A 22,062-nucleotide genomic window follows, 5' to 3' on the forward strand; every position below is an offset into this window, starting at 1 on the left:
TCAGCCCTGGGCAAGGATCGAGTACAGCTTGCGGCGGGCCTCGTCGAGCACCGCCGCGGCCTCCTTGACCTGTTCCGGGGACCCGGTGCGGCCCACTTGCGCCGCCGCCTGGGCGAGTTCCATCCCTGCCTTGGGCAGTACGGCAAACCCGGCTCCGGGTGCCGCAGACTCGGCGTCCCACGGGGCGGATCCCTTGGCCTCTTCGGCTTCCTCGCGGCCTGCCTCGGTCAGCGAGTACACCTTGCGCCCGTTGGCTTCCTCGGTGTCCACCATTCCTTCGTCCGCCAGGAGTTGGAGGGTGGGGTAGATCGAGCCGGCGCTTGGCTTCCAGTTGCCGTGGCTGCGCTCCTCGATTTCCCTGATGATCTGGTAGCCGTGCATCGGCTGTTCGGCGAGCAGGGCGAGCACCGCGGCGCGGACCTCGCCGCGGCCGGCGCGGCTGCCCGAGCGCTTGTCAAAGCGCGCACGCAGCTCGTCCATGGCCTGCCACACGCCATCGAAATTGCTGCCGGCGAATCCGCCGGCCGGGTGGGGATTACGCATCACGGTCTCCTTCAGAAAATCCCAAACGATATATAGCGATACCCAACGATACGTCTGGGATTCTTCGATTGGCAATGCCTTTGGCAGACCAAATGAAGCGGCCCGGCTTCCAGGAAATCCTTGGGAGCCGGGCCGCTTCGATGGTGCGTGGTTGTGCTTGCTGGTTAGACGCGGTCGCGCTCGTCTTCCAGGGCCAGGCGCGTCTTGCGGGACATGTGGCTGGATCCCTTGACGTCCCCGGCCTTCCACTCGGCCCAACCCGGACGTTCCTTCATGAACGCCTCGATCTCGTCCTTGGTGGCTTCGAGCTTCGGGTCGTGCTTGAGGTACCAGCGGGTCTCGCGGGCGATCATGCCCGAGAGGATGAGCAGGCCGATGAGGTTCGGCAGTGCCATCAGGCCGTTCATCATGTCGGAGAAGTTCCACACGGCGGTCAGCTCGGTGGTGCAGCCCACGTACACGACCAGCGAGAAGATGACGCGGAACGGCATGACCGCCTTGCGGCCAATCAGGCGCTCGATGTTGCGCTCACCGTAGTAGGACCAGCCCAGGATGGTGGAGAAGGCGAACATGACCAGCCCGATGGTCACGATCCAGTGTCCCCATTCGCCAGGCAACCCGAAGGTGAAGGCGTGTCCGGTCATCAGCGAAGCTTCGATCTGCTCGTTGGTTTCCGGGTCGATATAGTTCCAGGCGCCGGTGGTGATGATGACCAGGCCGGTGCAGGAGACCACGATGATGGTGTCGATGAAGGTCTGGGTCATGGAGACCAGGCCCTGGCGCACCGGGTGGGTGGTCTGCGCGGCTGCGGCGGCGATGGCGGCCGAGCCCATGCCGGATTCGTTGGAGAAGATACCGCGGGCCACGCCGAATTGCACGGCGATGATGATGGCCGAGCCGGCGAAGCCGCCCACTGCCGAGGTGCCGGTGAATGCCTCGGTGAAGATCTGGCCCAATGCTGCCGGGATCTGCCCGACGTTGGCAATCAGGATGTAGATGGCTGCAGCGACGTAGAAGACGATCATGACCGGCACGAAGCCGGCGGTGACCTTGCCAATGGACTTGATGCCGCCCACCAGCACGACCATGGCCATCACTGTCAGCACCAGGCCGGTGGTCCAGGTCGGGACGCTGAAGGAGTTCTCCAGGTTGGCCGAGATGGAGTTGCCCTGGGTCATGTTGCCGATGCCGAAGCAGGCGATGGTTGCGGCGATGGCGAAGAAGAGCGCCAGGAACTTGCCGAGCGGACCGCGGATGCCGCGCTCCAGGTAGTACTGGGGGCCGCCGGACTTTTCCCCGGCGGTGTCGGTGCCGCGGAAGCGGACGCCAAGGTAGGCCTCCGAGTACTTGGCGGCCATGCCGACCAGGCCGGTGACCCACATCCAGAACAGGGCGCCCGGGCCGCCGATGCCGATGGCCGTGGCCACGCCGACGATGTTGCCGGTGCCGACGGTCGCGGCCAGCGCGGTGGTCAGTGCCTGGAACTGGGAGATGTCACCCTCGGAGCCGGCGTCCTTGCGCTTGAGCAGGCCCAATCGCAGGGCCACGCCCAGCTTGAAGAACTGGAGTCCGCCCAAGCGGATGGTCAGGTAAAGCCCGGTGCCCAGCAGCAGCGGGATGAGCATGAACGGTCCCCAGATGACGCTACTGATGTCTCCGAAGAATTTTGCAAGGTCTTCCATAATTATGGTCCCCATATCTTCTCGTGCGAGTGATGTATTGTGCCGGTGATCAGCGTCACAAAGCACCCATCCTACGTCACGGCGCGTGCCGGGTAACCGCATTCACGTGTCCTCCGGGTGAACCAAGACGAACGGTAGCAAATGGGAGACAAGCGGTTCGATTTGTCTCTTGGAACACCAAAAAGGCCCGCCCCCGTCCCGGTTCGGGAAGGGGGCGGGCCAGGCAGCTCGCCGGAGCGGCGAATTTCCTACATGCCGAAGTCCGCGGGGGAATCGAAGGGACCCACCACGGTGATGGTGCGCGGGCGCGAGGCCAGCAGCGCGGCCAGTTCCTGCACCTGGGCAGGGGTGACGGCCTTGACGCGGTCCAGGGACTCGTCGATGTCGTGGAAGACACCGGTGACCAGCTCGGCGCGGCCCAGGCGCGACATGCGCGATCCCGGATCCTCGAGGGCCAGCACCATGCCGCCGGAGAGCTGGCCGACGGCCTTGCGCAGCTCCTCGTCGGTGATCCCGTGCTCGGCGAGCTTTTCCAGCTCTTCGGCCAGCAGCTTGATGACGCGCTCGGTCTTGGCCGGGGCGCACCCGGCGTACATGCCGAAGTAGCCGGCATCCGAGTAGGCGGCGGAGAACGAGTACGTGGAGTACACCAGCCCGCGCTTCTCGCGGATCTCCTGGAACAGGCGCGAGGACATCCCCCCGCCCAGGATCGCGTTCAGTACGCTCATCACGTGCCGGCGCTCGTCGGTGGCCACGATGCCGGGGCAGCCCATGATGATGTTGACCTGCTCGACCGGGCGGCGGATCACGTCGATGCGCTCGGAGCCGGTGATTTCCACCGGGACGGTGGAGCGGCGCGGCACCGGGGAGGCACCTTCCTCAAGGTTCCAGCCGGCGGTGCGCAGCGCGGCGAGAACCTGTTCGCAGACCTCGTCGTGGTCCAAGGAGCCGGCCACGGTGATGACCAGTTCGTCGGGGGTGTAGAAGCGCTGGTAGTGCTCCCAGACGGCCTCGCGGCCGATTCCGGTGATGGCCTCGGGGGTGCCGCCGATCGGGCGGCCCAGGGCGTGTTCGCCCAGCACTGCCTCGACGAAGCGCTCGTGCGCCACGTCCCCGGCGTCGTCGGCGTCCATCGCGATCTCTTCGAGGATCACGTCGCGTTCCTGCTCGAGCTCATTGGGATCGATCACCGCGGAGGTGACCATGTCGGCAATGACGTCGATGGCCATGGGAAGGTCGGTGTCCAGCACGCGGGCGAAGTAGCAGGTGCTTTCCTTGGCCGTGGCGGCGTTCGACTCGCCTCCCACTTCGTCGAAGGCGGAGGCGATTTCCAGCGCGGTGCGGCGCTTGGTGCCCTTGAACAAAAGGTGCTCAAGGAAGTGGGTCGAGCCGTGTTGCCCGTCCTGCTCGTCGCGGGAACCCACTGCCACCCAGAAACCGATCGTGGCCGAACGCTGGCCGGGCATCGCCTCGGTCAGCACGCGAACGCCGCCAGGCAACACGGAGCGGCGCACCAGCGCCCCTCCGGCTTCCCCGTGGACGATGGTGGGGTCTCCCGCCTCGATGGGGGCGGCGGTGTCGCAGACACCGCGCTCCCCTGCCTTGGCAGGGGATACTCCAACGCCGTTGAGCGGGAGGGGAATCATGACCACTGAGAATGTCCTTTGCTGTACACGAAAATTTTGGGGGCGGAGCGCGCCTTCAAAAACGCGAAACTCATTCATCCATTCTTCCACAGTGCCGCTGTTAAGCAGCAGGACTATGAGCGGACTCCCAATTGGGCATACACCCCGGCTGCCTCTCCCCCATGGCATTGGCCGTTAAAGGGAAAATCCCGGCCCACCAAAAAGGTGGGCCGGGATTCTTGTCCTAGAAGACTAGGAACTGATTACTCAGCAGCCTCGACGAGGTCGTCCTCGGCTACGACCGGGGCAAGCGAGAGCTTTCCGCGATCGTCGACCTTGGTGATTTCGACCTGAAGCTTCTGGCCAACGGAGACAACGTCTTCGACGTCGTCGACGCGCTTGCCACCGGCGAGCTTGCGCAGCTCGGAGATGTGCAGCAGGCCGTCCTTGCCCGGGGTCAACGAGATGAACGCACCGAAGGTGGTCAGCTTGACGACGGTGCCGAGGTAGCGCTCGCCAATCTCAGGAACCTGAGGGTTGGCGATGGCGTTCACAGCGGAGCGTGCGGCTTCTGCCGATTCCCCGTTGGTGGCGCCGATGAGGACTGTTCCGTCGTCCTCGATGGAGATATCCGCTCCGGTATCTTCCTGGATCTGGTTGATCATCTTGCCCTTCGGGCCGATGACCTCGCCGATCTTGTCAACCGGGATCTTCACCGAGATGATGCGCGGAGCGTAGGTGGAGAGCTCGTCCGGGGTGTCAATGGCCTGGTTCAGGACATTGAGGATGTGCAGACGGGCTTCGCGGGCCTGGGTCAGCGCAGCTGCCAGGACCGATGCCGGGATGCCGTCAAGCTTGGTGTCAAGCTGGATGGCGGTGATGAACTCGGAGGTACCTGCAACCTTGAAGTCCATGTCGCCCATGGCGTCTTCGGCGCCGAGGATGTCGGTCAGGGCCGCGTAGCGGGTCTGGCCGTCAACTTCGTCGGAGACCAGGCCCATGGCGATGCCGGCAACGGCAGCGCGCAGCGGGACACCGGCGTTGAGCAGCGACAGGGTCGCGGCACAGACCGAGCCCATCGAGGTCGAGCCGTTGGAGCTCAATGCCTCGGAGACCTGGCGGATGGCGTACGGGAATTCCTCGCGCGACGGCAGCACCGGCTGGATGGCGCGTTCTGCCAGGGCACCGTGGCCGATTTCGCGGCGCTTGGGGGAACCCACGCGGCCGGTTTCACCGGTCGAGTACGGCGGGAAGTTGTAGTTGTGCATGAAGCGCTTGCGCGTCACCGGCGACAACGAGTCGATCTGCTGTTCCATCTTGAGCATGTTCAAGGTGGTGACGCCCATGATCTGGGTTTCGCCACGCTCGAAGATCGCCGAACCGTGGACGCGGGGAAGAACCTCGACCTCGGCGGTGAGCTTGCGGATGTCGGACAGGCCGCGGCCGTCCATGCGGATCTGGTCGGTCAGGATGCGCTGGCGCACGACCTGCTTGGTGACCGCACCGAAGGCCTTGGAGACCTCGCCTGTGCGGGTCTCGAAGGCGGTTCCCTCTGCGGTGAGCTCGGCAACGATCTCGTCCTTGAAGGTCGAGGCTGCGGTGTCGCGCTCCTGCTTGCCGGCGATCTGGTAGATCTTGGCGAGCTTGGCGGTTGCCTTGGCTTCGACTGCTGCGTAGGCATCGTCTTCGAAGTCGCGGAAGATCGGGAACTCGACGGTCGGCTTGGCGGCGCGAGCTGCCAGGTCCGACTGTGCCTCGCACAGTGCCTTGATGAACGGCTTTGCAGCCTCAAGGCCCTGGGCGACAACCTCTTCGGTCGGGGCCGTGTGGCCCTGTTCCTTGATGAGGGTCCAGGCGTTGTCGGTTGCTTCGGCTTCAACCATCATGATGGCGACGTCGTCGCCAGCGATGCGGCCGGCAACGACCATGTTGAAGACGGAGTTTTCCAGCTGGCTGTGCTTCGGGAAGGCAACCCACTGGGCACCGTTTCCGTCGTCGACCAGGGCAACGCGGACGCCGCCGATCGGGCCGGAGAACGGTAGGCCCGAGAGCTGGGTCGACATCGAGGAGGCGTTGATGGCCACCACGTCGTAGAGCTCGTCCGGGTTGATCGCCAAAACGGTGACCACGATCTGGACCTCGTTGCGCAGGCCCTTGACGAAGGTCGGGCGCAGCGGGCGGTCCATCAGGCGGCAAGCCAGGATGGCTTCGGTCGACGGGCGACCTTCGCGGCGGAAGAAGCTGCCCGGGATGCGGCCGGCAGCGTACATGCGCTCTTCGACGTCCACGGTCAGCGGGAAGAAGTCGAAGCCTTCACGCGGGTGCTTGCCGGCAGTGGTTGCCGAGAGCAGTGCGGTCTCTTCGTCGATGTAGACCATGGCTGCACCTGCAGCCTGCTGGGCCAGACGGCCGGTTTCGAAGCGGATAACGCGCTTGCCGTATCGACCGTTGTCGATCACGGCCTCTGCGAACTGAATTTCGGGACCCTCCATTGGGGCGTGTCCTTTCGATCAATATCCGCAGCACACTGCGAACAGGCCACACATTCGGTGCAACTTGGTCTTCGATCGAGACTCGCGCTCTTCAAATATTGGAGAGCGAAAGCCACTACCGAGGACCGCAATTGTCTTCCGGTGGGTCCAGTGCGCGAGGTGCGCGGATATTTCGTCTTGTTTCTGTGCTGGTCATGCGAAATTGCAAACCATACATGCACCAGCCTACCGGGTTTAAGGATTCGGCGCAGTGACGGCGCGAGCTCCGGGTTTGTCGGAACCGACTGGGAGCTGAGTCACGTCACCGGCACTACCCCATGACGCATCTGACCCGCTCAGAATCAGTTCATTCCAAGCGCCATACCCCAGGTCGAGGAAGGAGCCCCTAGGAGTATTTTCTTCGGTGCTCGTGGAGGTACGCCTGAATACTACCTTTCGTGTCGCAGTGAACGATCCCCCACCGCGACACCCCGGACCCAAAAAATCCCGCCCTCAAAAACAGTGAAAACTCAAGGAAACCGGATTCGCGTATAGCCCGCCCGCAATAAAGCCCGGTGACGGTGGCCTAAACGCTACACTGAAGCCATGTCACCACACCTGGTCGGGTACGCCCGCGTCTCCACCAACCAACAAGACCTCGCCTCCCAACAAGCCGGGCTGAAATCCCTCGGTGTGCCCGACGATTTGGTCTATGTCGACCATGGGCTGACCGGCCGGAACCGGGAACGCCCCGGGCTGAACCAGGCCCTGGCCGCGTGCCGGTCCGGGGACACCCTGGTGGTCACCAAGCTCGACCGCTTGGCCCGCTCTCTGCCCGACGCCCGAGACATCGTCGAGGACCTCACCAAGCGCAACATCAAGCTCAGCCTCGGCGGGAACGTCCACGACCCCACCGACCCCGTGGGTCGGCTGCTGTTCAACGTGCTGGCCATGGTCGCCGAATTCGAATCCGACCTCATCCGCGCCCGCACCCGCGAAGGCATGCAGATCGCCAAGGCCAAGGGCAGGCTCCGCGGCAAGCAACCCAAGCTCTCCCCCGCCCAGGAAAAACACCTCGTCGCCCTCCACCATGGCGGCAGGCACACCAGCGCGGAGATCGCCGAACTCTTCGGCGTCGCCCGCAGCACGGTTTACCGCATCATACAAAGAAGCACATCCGAATCAGACAAGAATCTGATGCAAGGCCGCGGAAACGATCATCTCTTGGAGCCAACAAGGTGACCGCTCTACCAGGCGGAGCTGCGGACAAACTTGGCAACCAATTCGAAACTTGGTGGACGCTCAACAGATTAGAATCCTTGCTGCGTGGAAACGCTTCACGGATGCGCATCGAACCCCCCGGTGATGAAGGCGAAGGAATCGAGTTCTGGATCGAGGAGAACGGCGTCCGATCATGCGAACAGGTCAAATTTGTGCCTTCCACAAGGACCTGGACGATCGGAACTTTGAAGGAACGCAAGGTCCTTTCTCGAATTCTAGGACATTTAGAGAACGGGCACAGAGTTCGCCTAGTGCTGTCTACGCCCGCTCCTGATTTGGCGGACTTAGTAGCGCGTTCGCTCACTGCCGAGAACCTAGGAGAGTTTCGCGCGAATCTCTCAGATAAATCCAAACCACACTTTGCTGACCTAGCTGCTCACTGGGACATTTCTGAAGAATCCACATGGAGCCACCTTCAACGCATTACCGTTGGGCTGCACACAGAGCATGATCTAGTGCCCTTGGTCCGGTCTAAGTATCAGCAACTTTTCAGTGACGACCCCGAGGTCGTCATGAATGAACTATCCGGCTGGTTGACTACGCGGCTCCACCAGACCCTGACTGGCCCCGAAGTATGGGCATACATGGCCGAGCGTGGTTTCAGTCGTCGATACCTAGTTGGAGACCAAGGAACTCTAGCTGCTCTCCGGCGAACAGTGGAAAGACATACAACACGGCTGGCACCATTCAAGCCCAAGTTTGCCTTGCTCGACCAATCCCGTGTCGACGCTGTGATCCAGTGGCTCGTTTCAGCAGAATCGACTGGTCAGCAAATCTTGCTACTCCATGGAGCTGCTGGATCCGGTAAATCAACTCTCACTGAATCGGTACTCAGCCGGCTCTCCATGATGGGTTGGTTCTGTGCCGTCCTACGCATGGATAAGACCTCGACGAGCGTTCATACATCCGCTGCGCTGGGAAATTCTGAAAATCTATCTGCTTCCCCGGCTGTTCTCTTATCTGGCGTTTCCGATGGACTACCAGCTGCTCTTTTCATTGACCAGTTGGATGCAGTTGCCGCCTACAGCGGCCGGATGCAGGATAACTATGATTCAGTCAGCGATGTCCTTGCGGAGGCAGCCGCAAATCCTAACTTGAGGCTGGTCCTTGTCGTCCGCACTGTTGATCTCGACTTTGATCCCCGCCTGAGACAACTCCGCGCGGACACGGAACGCGTAGGCGAATTGGAAATCGGCCCCTACACCCCTGCACAGCTTGCTCAAGCCTTGGAACGATCCGGTGTCAGTCCGCGATCCGTGGACCCCGCAACCCTGAAGCTACTGGAAGTGCCACTCCACTATGCGATCTTCAGCCAACTCGATCACACGAGCCCAACGGCTTCTTATACAAGCCTGCCCGATCTGTACGAACACTTCACGAATCAAACCATCCGTAACTTGCGATCTCGCGTCGGTTCCCTGAACTGGTTATCTATCACTGGGCCACTGATCGCTTTTATGAGTAGGAAAGAAGTGCTTACAGCGCCAGCATCAATTTTGCGTTCCGCTGATCCGGCTGAAGTGGATGCATTATTTTCGGCAGGCGTGCTGTTCAAGGAAAACTCGTCAGTTTCTTTTTTCCATGAAACATACTTTGACTACTTGTTTGCAGAGTCCTTTGTAGCCGAGGACCGCGATCTTATAGCCTTTCTAGTGGAATCAGGACAAGCTTTGTTCCGACGCGCACAAACCAGGCAAGTCCTTGAGTATCTTGCTCGAACTGATCGAGCTGAGTTTCGCAAGACAGTGATCCGCCTGTTTTCGGACGAGTCTGTTCGTTCACATCTACTGAAAATCCCAATCACATTGCTAGGTCAACTAGAGGCGAACCCAGACGACTGGAAATCACTCAACTCAACCGCACTTGGCACCTCCTGGAAGTCCCAACATTTGCTGGCGCTTCTGGCACTCCCATCGTGGTTCGACGCCGCCGATGCGACCGGCGATTGGGAAGTGATGCTAGCAGACGAGACCAGCGCCAAGAGGGTCGCTAATCAACTCATTTCCGCGGCCAGAACGAGACCAGAGAGAGTGTCACAACTAGTGCGACCCCATCTGGGTGAATCAGCGTTTTGGCATTCTGTATGTTCTTCCCTTCTCAGCTGGTCTCTACGTCCCGGACTCGTTCCTTTGGCTGTTGAAATCCTGGAGGGAGGACACTCTGACGGCTTGCGTGGCCCAATAGCTGTAAACAGTGATTTCTGGTCCGTCCTCTACACGATGTCCAAGGAGTCACCTGCTGATGCTGCCACTGTGACGGGTACCTATCTTCGCCGCGTGCTTGTCCTATCTTCAAAGGACGGCTTCGCTAACCCGTTCGAGAGTGAACATCTACCCAGCTATTCTTCTTCTGGCGGAGAAAAAGCCATCCTGAACATCGCATCCGGCGCGCCCGAAAGGTTCATTGACGAAGTACTACCATTCATTATCCGTGTATCAGAAGACACTGCAGATCAGGCTGCCAGTGATGAGTTCCGCTCTGGATCATGCTGGCGCTATCGGTGGCCGGGGGAACCTCATGGCATAGACAAAGTCCTATTCTTTGGTGTGGAGACAGCTCTCCAATCCCTCAACGATCAAAATGCGGCTGATCTGCTTGAACTCTTATATCCACTGATGACAAGCGATTTCGAAGAAATCAGGTTCCTGGCATGTCGGGCTCTGACTTCCTACCCCCTAGCGGACGACGCCATCCGGTGGCTGGTCTCAGACCAGAGAAACCTCGAATTGGGCTATGCATCCGGACCACGATGGGCGACCCGTGACCTGCTGATCGCAGCTACCGCGACATGCGCCTCCGACCTGCTTGAGGCCATCAGCCGCATCCTCCTCGAGTACTACCCCTCTTACGAAAGAAGCACGTGGGGACGGAAATCATTCGGACGCGCTCAGCTTGAGCTCCTTACGGGCATCGTCCCGGAGCGCCGTAGCTCCACCGTCATTGGCCGGATCCAGGAACTTGAACGCAAATTCGGGTACAACTCGCTAGAAGCGCCGCAGGGCGTGACGTCCGGATCAGTAGGGGCGCCGATCCCCCAAGAGGCGGTCAAACACATGAGCGATGCGCAGTGGATGGAAGCGATTAGGACTCACGACAGCGACAAAGTTGAGTGGTCTCATGAGCACGGCCCACGGGGAGGCCTACGGGAATTGTCATCTTTACTCGGCCAGTGTGCAACAGCTGAACCAGAACGATTCGTGCGAATCGGATTGGCCCTGGACGACCGAACCTACGCGGCCCACGTGGGATCCATTATCCGCGCCGTTGCAGGCAGAATTCCGGTGACTCTTCTAGCAGATTTGTGTGTCCACGGCCGAGAACTGGCCGGGCAAGACCTGGGTCGCGAAATCTGCTGGGCAATCCGAGAAGTTGCGGGCGACGCTACTGAGGAGCTCATCGAGCTCCTCATATCTTGTGCATCGGATGATGATCCTGCAGAAGAGCAAGCGCGAACTCGAGCTGAGGGCGAAGAACCCTATTACGGGGGAGACTTGTCCATGGCCGGGCTGAACTGCACCCGCGGCGCGGTCGCCAACGCCGCAACGAGCATCATTTTCGCGCAGCCGGAGCGCTCCGATCGGATCTTGAAATTAGTACGAAAGCTGTCGGTCGATCCAATAATGGCCGTGCGGGTTCGAACTGCGGAAGCCATTCTCGCTTTACTGAACACACATCCCGATCCGGCTTTAGAAATTGCTAATGAAATGTTCTCAGGCGCCACCCTGGATATCTTCGATTCCCGCGAAACCGCTGAATTGCTGAAGCATGCGTGCCTAAGGGCACCCCGGATTTTCTCGTCCCATCTGGCACGAGCACTCCAGACAGATGGACCCGGAGCGAAACGGGCCGGATATCCATGGATCGTTGCTTACATTAATGGGGCTCTTGAAGACCCCGCTCCCAGAGTCATATCTGAGCTGAATTCAGATGCCCGCGCGGGTGTCGCGAAAGTGCTGGCGAACTCCCCTGGAGTCGCACCAGAGGTATTGGCATATCTCCTCAACGACTGTGACAGCGAAGTTCATGACACCGCAGCACGGGCTCTTCGGCACACTCACGAACTCGAACCAGCCGCGGCCGAAAACCTGATACAGGAGTTCATCAGCAGTCTCGCCTTCGCGAAGAATATGGAGAATTTGTTTGCATCGCTAGACAGGGCAACCTTTGTCTTGCCTCCGTCAACCATCGTTGCCTGTGAACGGTGCGTGGACACACAAGATCTGGCGTTGGGAGATATCAGGACGTCCGACGCGCTGATGAGCACGCACCTAATTGCAACTGTCTTGAGACTCTACAAGCAAGGCAACGCGGAGCTCCGCAGTCGATGCCTTGACGTCATAGACCGATTGACCGAGACAGAGGCGTACGGATTAGAAGGAGCTCTAGACCAGGAGAGAATGTAAGCATACCTACAGCTGCCGCGAGCTACTCATCTTTCCAAACCGCTAGTGTGCCCAGCAAGAACTGCACCATTTAGATGTTCTGTAGCGTTGTCGTCCTCTAAAACGCCGGAATCGGCTTTTGAATCGCCCCGGAAATCAGACCGTCGTTGTGCGAGAGGCATGATTACCGGGAGACTACAGGTTTCTGCCAACGTAGCTATGTCCAGTTAGCTTCCAAGAGTGTGCAATAAAAGCGTCAGCAAAGAACAAGCTTTTACCCTGTTTAGCAGAGGCTTTCGGTAGTACGTGTGGGTCGATCGGGTAGCAGCTGTGGGACCCGGTAGCGCCCGGTCCCACGCCGCTGCTTTTGTTATGGGTGGTTGCGCCACCCTGCCTTCCGATGTGGGTGCGGCGGTCCATGCTGGACCCCTCGAGCTGGATGTGTTCGCCGGCATTAGAGACGACGGGGTGGGGTGGATTCTGCGATGGCCTCGCCGCACACGGAATCGCGTCCGTGAGATGTTCCTGCAAATACGGGTTTGTAGGCTGGCCATTTGGGACCGGTGATTTAGCGCAGTAGTACCACGTCAATTCCTGTCAGTGTCGGGGCAGCCAGGCGATTCGCCACTGGCCTGGCAGCCCTGGAGCAGCAGCCGGTCCACGGTTGCCGTGGTGGCAAGGATTTGGGGCATGAGAACACATCGACGCTGGCGGGGGCACCTTGAAGGATGTCTGTCGTAACGGAGCAATTCGCGTCAGCGGCATCCTCGACCCAGCAGCGCGCTCCGGCGGCGTCGGTTACCACGGCAGAAACCCGAAGCCCTCGGTCGTGGCCCGATCAGCGTGCAGCGGCCGTTGAACAGCTTTCGTGGATGTCTGTCGACATGGACGATGTTTGGGGATGCGGAAGAGCCTGCAGGGGTTTGAGAAAGCAGGCCTTTCTGACGCAAAGCGGCCAAGCCAAGTACGACGAGTCATGAAGGCCGTCCTCATTCGGCGCGACCAAATGCGCTACCCGGTCTCCACGCGCCCGCTACCGGATCGACCCACACCTGCTATCCGAGGCCCCGTCTATACATTTACCCTAACCTGACGTTCTACATTCGTTTCTTCATGTCTCGTTGAGGCATACCTATTCCTGATTTTTCGGCAAGTGCCCTCTGCCTGGTTCGGCAGAGAGATGGAAGGAAAAGTATTTCGGCGGGTAGGTTCCGGCCCGATGGGATCTACTTGACGAAGAATCGCCACTCAAGGCGTAGCCCATACAGGCTCGGTCACCCGTTCCAACCTGTCGAGCGCAGCTTGGTTTCCCCCCGTAACCTCACCGTACGGGCCCACAACATAAAGCTCCATCTTGACTGAATTTGCGAAATCAACTGCCTGTTTCGTGTAGCCAGACGACGAGAAGAAGAGGTGTACTTCGTACTCCCAAGCAGCGCCTTTAAAACCTTGAAGAGCGGGACGGCCAATATCATAGCCTTCACGCTTGACCTGGGCCGCCGCTCCCGTTGCTACAACATCAATCCCACCATCTGCACCAGCACCTGTTTGCCTAGCATCAACAAACCCCATGAAACGCATCCACATTTCTGCGTTTCGTTCAGCTTTATCCCAGTCCGTGATGTGTAACTGCTTTGGTTTGTTCTTTCGACACCACTCTGCATAAGCTTGTTGGTCAGCTTCTACCTTGACCTTTCGTGCAGCCTCACGCTTTGCAGCGGCAACCTTCCGCTTTGCCGCTCCTGCACGCCACTCTGCATCCTCTTTCTGAGCTTTCAATCTCTCAAGCGGAAGATTGAGCCATCTCTGCTCGTCGGTAATCGCTTGGCTTTCCTCGTCAGCCCTCAATTTGGCTGCAATTCTGTCAGATTTAACTTTTTCTAGGGCGGCAGCGGCCCTCTTCCGGGCGGACTCTTCTTCTGCTCGCAGGCTCGCAGCATTTTGGCCTTGAACGAGCAATATTCTGGCATGGAGCATTTCCAGAACCTTCTCCAGCGCTTCGCTCTCACTCAAAGCGTGGTTCCTTTGGAAAGTAGCCCGCCAAGCCCGATCAGCAAACTCTCCATAGACCGACGGATTGTCGACTAATCCGGGATACCGGAGGACTATCGCAGATAAGGCAGATTCTCTGCGAGCGAGAATGACGTCTGACCGTGGGGCCTGCACCTCATCGGATATCCATCGCCCTTCTTCCGCGCGCCGCTCGACCGCAGCCTTTTCGGCTTCCTGATTTTTCAACGCGGCAGCGGCCCTCTTCCGGGCGGACTCTTCTTCTGATCGCAGGCTCGCAGCATTTTGGCCTTGAACGAGCAATATTCTGGCATGGAGCATTTCCAGAACCTTCTCCAGCGCTTCGCTCTCACTCAAAGCGTGGTTCCTTTGGAAAGTAGCCCGCCAAGCCCGATCAGCAAACTCTCCATAGACCGACGGATTGTCGACTAATCCGGGATACCGGAGGACTATCGCAGATAAGGCAGATTCTCTGCGAGCGAGAATGACGTCTGACCGTGGGGCCTGCACCTCATCGGACGTCCGCTCTGCTTTCCTAAATATCTTGAAAAAAGCCATCACTTATCGTCTTATCATCGCCATTCTCGATACAGATGACCATACATCGGTGGTCTTGAAAAATATCTCTCACTTGGTTCGTTCTAACAATTCATGCCGCACATTGACTAGCGCACCGAGTACATTTTCAATCTTTTGGCGACAGTATTGCATCACTCGCGAACCATTCATTCTGATATGTCTAAGGGTGGAAGCGCCGCGACAATCTTGTTCGTCTCCACAGAAACGCTGACGATCCGCTTGATCAGATCAATGATGTAGCGAGGGTCCCCAATCTCCTTGGCGTAGTCGTTAGGGTCGTTGGTGATCTGTGAGGCCTTGTGTGTGGTGACTTGGTATCGGTCTATGATCCACTCCAACGCTGATTTCCCGTTGACTTGGTATTCGTAGGCTTCATTAGGGATTCCGGCCAGGGTTATATTGCCGTTGTAGATGATCTTGCTTCGGTCTTTACGGCTACCAAATGAGAGCTTCTTGACCCGGTAAAGCTCATATTCGTCTTCAACAGAGCCATTCGTGATTTCTTCCAGCGGGTACGGATTTACCGTTTCGTAGTTCAGGTGCAAGTCAGCCAGTTTGCGGCCAGCGGTACTGAAACCCCAGAAGCCATTGGCCTTCGGGATGCGCGGGAGCATCTTCACGAGATCTGCCTTGTACTCCTGTTTATACCCTGCACTGTGGAGGAGACCATATACGTAGAAGAAAATGTCTTCTTTGCCAATTTGGGAGTCTTCGTAGAAGCCCCGATACGAGGACAACGTCGCTTCGGTAATATTGTCTTTGCGACGGTAGCCATCGATAACGTCAGAATCACTATCGCCAAACAGTCCACCCTGTGCCTCGGCTATCACTGGTTCATAGCTATAGAGGCTGAAACACTGGTTTGCGGTCAAAATATTGAGATCCGGAAGTATGTCCACCATTAACGCCGTGTGTTGCTGAGGCACTCCGACACCAGTTGTTACGAACGCCAAATTTCTATGTTTAGGTGTCGGGAAAAGTTTCGGCAGCTGGTAGATCATGTCATTCATTTCACGGCTAAAGTAGACCGTTTGCTTAGTGAACGGCCGATAGACGGAACGAATTAAGGATGATCCTTCGAATTCATGTTTTTTGCCCTTGGCCAGGTCTGCCAAGAGAGCTCGGTTCCAGCTAACTTTTGTAGGGTCGTGATCGGGGTGCGAATTTCCCGCTTCGAGCACCGAATTGTAGTTTTCTATCATTCGACGCATGTTCGATTCGACGGCTGTTCGTGAGTAGTTATAGCACCATGCATCGCGGTTTGTTTTTAGCCCTGAAGAGTAATTTTGGAATACTCCAGGGGTGTGTGGTTTACCCTTCGTTGCTTTGTCACCGATGGGCTGGTAAGTGTCGTACTTTTCATCGCGGTGATTAATCCAGTCTCCGTGATCGTTGGGGGTGATGGTTTCCCAGTCGGTTCCCTCGAGTGATTGTTCAATGCTGAGGACGTCGAGCTTCTGTTCACGCGTCAGATAGTCGCCGATATCGCGGTATTGAACTTCTGCGGACCCACTGTGGGTGGTGTTCTTGATCAGGATGGCAATGGCCACCTGCGTGCGTGAGCCGCTGCCGAAGACCTTTCCGCCTTCTTTACGTGAGGTTTCTCCGGAGGTTCGCTGGTTGCCGCGGAGGTTGTAGATGAAGATGCGGCTGAATTCGTTGGCGAAGGTCTTTCGGATGCCATCTGCGGTGTTTCCGTCAATGAAGGAGCCGTTGGAGACGAACGCGATCACACCGTCGCCTTGGATACGGTTGGAGGCCCAACGGATTCCCCGGATGTAGGAGTCATACAGACTGTTCTTGTTCGTACCCGTGGAAAGCTTCGCATAAGTGTCAGCGATAGATGCGTCGAGGACCGGGTATTTTTGGTTTTGATTATCATCGTTCGCACTGCTTTGCCCTGCAGAGTAGGGAGGATTCATGACGATGACTTTAATCGGAGCGTTTTTTTGCCGTTTCACACGTTCATGGTTTTCGGGGAAAAACTCGCTGGACTGGACTTGCCCGTCGCTCTCGTTCAGTTGGAACGTATCAGTGAGCACAATCCCCTCGAAGGGGACATATCCCTGTTCAACACCGTGTTTGGTGGCTTCTTCGGCGTAAACGGTTTCGATGTTGATCGCTGCGATGTAGTAGCTGAGCAAAACGATTTCGTTGGCGAAGAGCTCTTGGGTGTATTTGCGGTGCAAGTCCTCGGGCTTAATTAGCCCGGATTGCAGCAACCTGGTGACGAAGGTTCCGGTACCGACGAACGGCTCCAGAATGGAGACCCCCTCGTCGGACAGGGACTTGCCGAATTCCAGGCGCAGCGCGGCGTCGGCGGAGCGCAGGATGTAGTCGACCACGGGGACGGGGGTGAAGACGATGCCGAGTCGGTCCGCGACCCGGGGGAAGGCGTTGCGGAAGAAGTTGTCATACAGCTCGAGGATGATCTTTTGTTTGGCTTCGGCGTTATCAATGGATTTGACTCGAGCGCGTACAGATTCATAGAACTTTTCCAGGCCGGTCCGTTCGTTTTCGAAGGCCGAGTTCTCATCCAGCTGGGTGAGGATGTTCTGCATGGCCAAGGAGACGGGGTTGTGTTCGGTGAAGTTCGAGTCCTTGAACATGGCATCAAAGACCGGCTTGGTCACCAGGTGCTGGGCCAACATCTCTACGGCCTGGGCTTCATCGATCTCGGGGTTCAAGTTCTCCTGAAGACCCTGAATGAAGTCATCGAACGCCTTGCGGTGCGCGGGGTTGGCGCCGGCCAGGAGTTCGTTGATGAGGACAATGTGCTTGTTCGCAATGTCGGCAATGTCCTTGGACCAGTCGGCCCAATACATGCGGTTGCCGCACTTGTCCACGATCTTCGCATAGACGGAGTCCTTCCACTCCTCCACCGGGAAATCGAAAGTAGGCTGCACAGGACCGGGCTCGGTCGTGTCGGTGTCCCCTCCCCCTGTGCCGTCAGTTCCCTCGTGGCCGGCATTCCCGCCCACGTTGGTCTTGGCCTTCTTCTTGGGGACTAGGTCGATGGTGTCCACCAGGATGGATTCGGGGGCCTTGCTGTTGAGCTCGATCTGGTTGATGGCAGCATCCATACGCTCATCATGGGCGCGCAGCGCCTGCAGGACCTGCCACACGACCTTGTACCGTTCGTTGTCCCGCAACGCCTCGGAGGTGGACATGCCCTCGGGGATGGCGATGGGGAGGATGATGTACCCGAATTGCTTGTCCTTGGCGATGCGCATGACCCGACCCACGGCCTGGATGACATCAACCATGGAGTTGCGCGGGTTCAGGAACAACACCGCATCCAGCGAGGGAACATCCACGCCCTCGGTCAGACAGCGGGCGTTGGTGAGGATCCGGCACACCGGATTCGCGCTGTCGACCTCTTCCTTGAGCCAGTCCAGGCGTTCGGCACGGGTGATCGCGTTGAACCCGCCATCGACGTGCTTGACCTGGACCCTCAGGTCATCGGTCGTATCCTCGTTTTCCAGGTTGGCCAGGTGCACGCGCACCAGGTCCGGGAACTCCGATTCGACGAGCTTGGAGGACTTGATGTCCCGGTTGAAGGCCACGGCCCGGCGCATGGGGGCCAGGTCGTTGCCGAAGGATGCCTCGTGCATGCCCGAGCGGCGCTTGGCCAACCCGTTCCAGCACCCGATCAGCTTGGCCACGTCATCGATCTGCAGCTCCATGTTCGAATCCGCGAGCTGGCCCTGGAAGCTGGAGACCACCTGGGTCTCATCCACCCCCAGCACCAGGACCTTGTAATCGGTCAGCAGCTTCTTGGTGACCGCCTCGCCGAACCCGATCCGGTGGAACACCGGGCCGTAGAGTTCCTCGTCGTCCATGGAGCAGAGGATCGCGTCGCGTTCCTTGGCCTTGTCCTTGGTGGCGTCGTTGAACAGGCGCGGGGTCGCGGTCATGTAGAGGCGCTTGTCGGCGGCGATGACGGCGTTGGAGTGCACCTTGACGAAGTTCGACTCGTCGGTTCCGGCCAGGGTGGCGCCAGTGGTGCGGTGTGCCTCGTCGCAGATGACCAGGTCGAAGTCCGGAAGCCCGGCCTTCTGGGCTTGGGAGACGGCCTCGATGGACTGGTAGGTGGAGAACACCACCGTCATGCCCTCGTCCAGTTCACGCTGGCCCATGGCCGCCAGCAGGGTATGCCCGTCGGTGGTGGCAGGGATCTGCAGGTCGTGGATCGCCACGTCCGTTAGGTCCGAGTTCTTCTGCCGACCCACCTTGGTATCCGAGCAGACCGCGTAGGCATGCAACGGCATCGAGGTTTCGTCCGACCATTCCTTCAGGGACTGGGACATCAGCGCCAGGGAGGGGACCAGGAACAAGATGCGTGCATGTCCCTCCCGCTCGGCGACGCGTTCGGCGATCTTCAGGGCGGTGAAGGTCTTGCCGGTGCCGCACGCCATGATCAGCTTGCCGCGGTCGTTCTCCTCGAAGCCCGCCAGGGTCTTGGTGACCGCTTCGTGCTGGTGGGTGCGCAGCTGCTTCTTGTCGAAGAGCCGGGGAGCAGTTGTGGGGTCGGTGAGTCGATAGGTGGACCAGTCGATGTTGGAGTTGCGGAAGTCGGTCAGGCCGATGCGCTGGATGGGCAGGTGCTGCCCCTCGAGCATTTCCTCCGCGTTCGGGGACCACTGCGCGGCGGTGGTGTCCACGAGCAGGCGGTGGGTGAAGGGCGGCTTGCCGGAGGCGGAGATGAACGAGTCGATGTCCGATTTCTGGATGCGGTGGCCCTCGGCGTAGAACTTGCACTGGATGGCGGTGAATCCGCCGTCCTGGCGTTCGGCGACCAGGTCGATGCCGTTGTCCTTCTTGCCGTCGCGCTCGGGCCAGTCCTTCCACAGCCACACGTTGGTGTACTGCAGCGCCTGCACTCCGTCGTTTTCCAGGTACCTGGCAACCAGCTGCTCGAAGTAGCTGCCCTTCATCCGTTCCGAATCCGCCAGATCGCGGTAGGAGCCAAGCAGTGTGTCGAACGTCGTGGACAAGGAAAGACCCCCAGAAAAGAAACCAATGAACACCCGGGTATAGGTGTACCTCTGATCTTATGTTGGACGGCCAGCCCGATTCATATCGGCCACGATCGAGACCCGTGTAAACCAGAGGTGCAGGAGTTCGCAGGATTCCCCCACATGTCGCCAGTTTCCGTATCCGTGTGGCCTAGGATTCATATTCCCTCAACGGTGGCCCTAGGATCAGTGGAATAGCGGCATTGAATTGGGGATCCATGTTCTGTGAAGTACTCGCACTTGAAAACCTCGCCTCCGAGCTCAGGGGCAAAACCGAATTCGTCTCCCTGGATATCGAGACCACGGGCCTGTCGCCCAAATCCGCACGCATCATCGAGATTGGCGCCGTGCGCTTCAATGGCTCCGGACGGATCAGTCAAAAACTGTCCAAGATCGTGTTCCCTGGCCCCGGATACGTCCACTGGGGTGCACACATCCACGGCATCACCGAGGCAGAAGTCAGAAGAGCGCCACCCATCGCCGCCGTCCTGTCCGAACTCATCGACTTCATCGGCAACCGAGTCGTGGTCGCCCACAATCTGTCCTTTGAAAACCGTTTCCTCACCGAAGAGCTCCTGGCAGCGAGCCTCTCCCCTGCCCCGTTCAGGGGTATCTGCACGTATCGCGCAGCTACCCGCCTCGTGAAGGATTCCGCCAACCACAAGCTCGCCACCCTCGCCGCCCATTTTGGCATCAAGCAGGAAACCGCCCACCGCGCCCTGGCCGATGCCGAAACCGGCGCCCAGGTAGCGGTCCACCTCGTTCGATCCGCCATGGAACCCCGAGGCAAGAGCCCCCAGCCGGCCTCCCAGCCGAGTTCAGGCACCAAGCTGGCCCCGCAGCCAAGTCCGGGCATCAAGCTGGCCCCGCAGCCAAGTCCGGGCATCAAGCTGACCACGCAGCCAAGTCCGGGCACCCAGCCGACCCCCAAGCGACGCCAGAAATCCAAGTATCCGCACCCCCAGGGCCTTGACGGAAGGCCCTCGTGGAATCCGAGCCGCGAACAGCTGGCGATCTACGATGCCTTCCACAGCGAAGGCGACCTCAAGATCCTGGCCGGCGCAGGCACCGGTAAGACCTCCACGCTCCAATATCTCGCCCAATCCACCACGGCCCCCATCACCTACCTGGCCTACAACCGGGCCATTGCCCGAGACGCACAAGGAAAATTCGGGCAGCACGTCGCCGCCTCGACCATCCACTCCCTGGCCTTCCAAACCCTCAAAGCCCAGGCCCAGTCTCCCCTGCTGGACCGGCTGAACCTCGGTTTTGAACCCACCAGGCTGATCGCCCAACGCCTGGGAACCACCGACCGGAACCTGATCCAGGGATTGGGCGGCGCAGACCTCACCGCAGCATGCGGACCCCAGGACCTTGCGCGGATGGCCATGGAAACCGTGGCCCAATTCTGCCAAAGCGACAGCACCCAAATTCTGCGCAAGCACGCCACCAAAAGCCTCGAACGCATGCCCGTCTCCCTGCGCAAGGACGCCGGCCAAATGGTGTTGCTGTTCGCCCAGGAGTACTGGGACCAGGTGATCGACCCGCGCAACCGCCACGTCCCGATCAGCCACGACCACTACCTCAAGACCTGGCTGCTCACCAAGCCGAAAATCGGCAGCCCCGGCGGGATACTATTCGTCGACGAGGCACAGGACCTCAGCCCCGCGGTGACGGGCCTCCTCAAGCGCCAGACCCACCTCAAGAAGGTCTTCGTCGGTGACTCCAACCAAGCAATCTACGGATTCGCCGGCGGAGCCGACGCACTGCCCTCCATCAAGACCCGACACGAACTGCCCCTCACCACGTCCTGGCGCTTCGGAACCGAAATAGCCCAAGTGGCCAACAGGTGGCTCACGGCATTGGGCGCCAAGCACTTCCTGACGGGAAACCCCGACCGGATCTCAACGCTCCAGAGCACGTCCCACCCGGCGGCTGTCCTCACCCGGACCAACGAGGGCGCCCTGTATGAGCTCATGGAAATGCAGAAGCAGGGGAAACAGGTCGCGCTGCAGCTCGACAATGCCCAAGTTCTCGGATTCATCAAAAGTGCAGAACACTTGCAGGCCGGACAGCGGGCAACCCACCAGCTCTTGCGGAACTTCTCCTCCTGGAACGAGGTCCGTGAATTCACCCTCAACGGCCGCAGCGACCTGACCACATGGGTTTCCCTGGTTGAAGGCCACGGCACAAAATTCCTTACCGAAGCCATCGCCAAGACCGTCCCCTTGTCCCCGGGTATCCCGGTGATTTCCACCGCCCACAAGGCCAAGGGCCTGGAATGGGAATCGGTGCAGATCTCCCGGGACTTCGAAGGGGCCGTGGAGCTCGCCATGCAACGTGGCGGCGCCAAAGCCGCGGCCGACGAACAACGGCTGGCGTACGTGGCAGTGACGCGTGCACAGGATTCCCTTGGTGCAGCGTCGTTGGAATCTCCCTAGCCCCTTGGTGCTTCTCCTGGGCAAGAACCC

Annotated in this window: 9 protein-coding genes; 3 read left to right on the plus strand and 6 right to left on the minus strand. The window is 59.4% G+C overall.

Annotated features, from left to right (window positions below):
- The 4 genes from BLJ79_RS16550 to BLJ79_RS16565 all read right to left on the minus strand — a co-directional run bounded on the left by BLJ79_RS16550 (position 1) and on the right by BLJ79_RS16565 (position 6,342).
- Entirely contained in the window at positions 1-543 is a 543-nt protein-coding gene (locus BLJ79_RS16550) for a PadR family transcriptional regulator (RefSeq protein ID WP_071215871.1), read from the minus strand.
- Between the two features lie 164 nt (positions 544-707).
- On the minus strand, positions 708-2,225 hold the full coding sequence (locus BLJ79_RS16555; protein WP_071215872.1) for an alanine/glycine:cation symporter family protein: 1,518 nt from the start codon (positions 2,223-2,225) through the stop codon (positions 708-710).
- A 248-nt stretch (positions 2,226-2,473) separates the two neighbouring features.
- Positions 2,474-3,877, minus strand: coding sequence for a M16 family metallopeptidase (locus tag BLJ79_RS16560; RefSeq protein ID WP_286135469.1), 1,404 nt, complete (start codon positions 3,875-3,877; stop codon positions 2,474-2,476).
- A 236-nt stretch (positions 3,878-4,113) separates the two neighbouring features.
- Positions 4,114-6,342 carry a polyribonucleotide nucleotidyltransferase gene (locus BLJ79_RS16565; RefSeq protein WP_071215873.1) on the minus strand — a complete coding sequence of 743 codons (2,229 nt, stop codon included), beginning with the start codon at positions 6,340-6,342 and terminating at the stop codon, positions 4,114-4,116.
- 585 nt (positions 6,343-6,927) lie between these two features.
- Here BLJ79_RS16565 and BLJ79_RS16570 point away from each other — a divergent pair.
- Together BLJ79_RS16570 and BLJ79_RS23005 are read left to right on the plus strand one after the other, a co-directional pair.
- Positions 6,928-7,563, plus strand: coding sequence for a recombinase family protein (locus BLJ79_RS16570; protein ID WP_071215874.1), 636 nt, complete (start codon positions 6,928-6,930; stop codon positions 7,561-7,563).
- A gap of 101 nt (positions 7,564-7,664) precedes the next feature.
- Entirely contained in the window at positions 7,665-12,005 is a 4,341-nt protein-coding gene (locus BLJ79_RS23005) for an nSTAND1 domain-containing NTPase (RefSeq protein ID WP_139194918.1), read from the plus strand.
- A gap of 1,227 nt (positions 12,006-13,232) precedes the next feature.
- Here BLJ79_RS23005 and BLJ79_RS16580 read toward each other — a convergent pair.
- The gene (locus tag BLJ79_RS16580; protein WP_071215876.1) at positions 13,233-14,351 is read right to left on the minus strand and encodes a restriction endonuclease; all 1,119 of its coding nucleotides are present in this window, start codon (positions 14,349-14,351) and stop codon (positions 13,233-13,235) included.
- 368 nt (positions 14,352-14,719) lie between these two features.
- Complete coding sequence (locus tag BLJ79_RS16585; RefSeq protein WP_071215877.1) at positions 14,720-19,570, minus strand: DEAD/DEAH box helicase; 4,851 nt, start codon at positions 19,568-19,570, stop codon at positions 14,720-14,722.
- Positions 19,571-19,809: 239 nt separating this feature from the next.
- Between BLJ79_RS16585 and BLJ79_RS16590 the strand changes: the two genes are divergently transcribed.
- Positions 19,810-22,032, plus strand: a complete 2,223-nt coding sequence (locus tag BLJ79_RS16590; protein ID WP_071215878.1) for an exonuclease domain-containing protein — start codon at positions 19,810-19,812, stop codon at positions 22,030-22,032.
- The last annotated feature ends 30 nt before the right edge of the window (positions 22,033-22,062 follow it).

The sequence above is a fragment of the Arthrobacter sp. UCD-GKA genome (assembly GCF_001863355.1).
Lineage (GTDB): Bacteria > Actinomycetota > Actinomycetes > Actinomycetales > Micrococcaceae > Paeniglutamicibacter.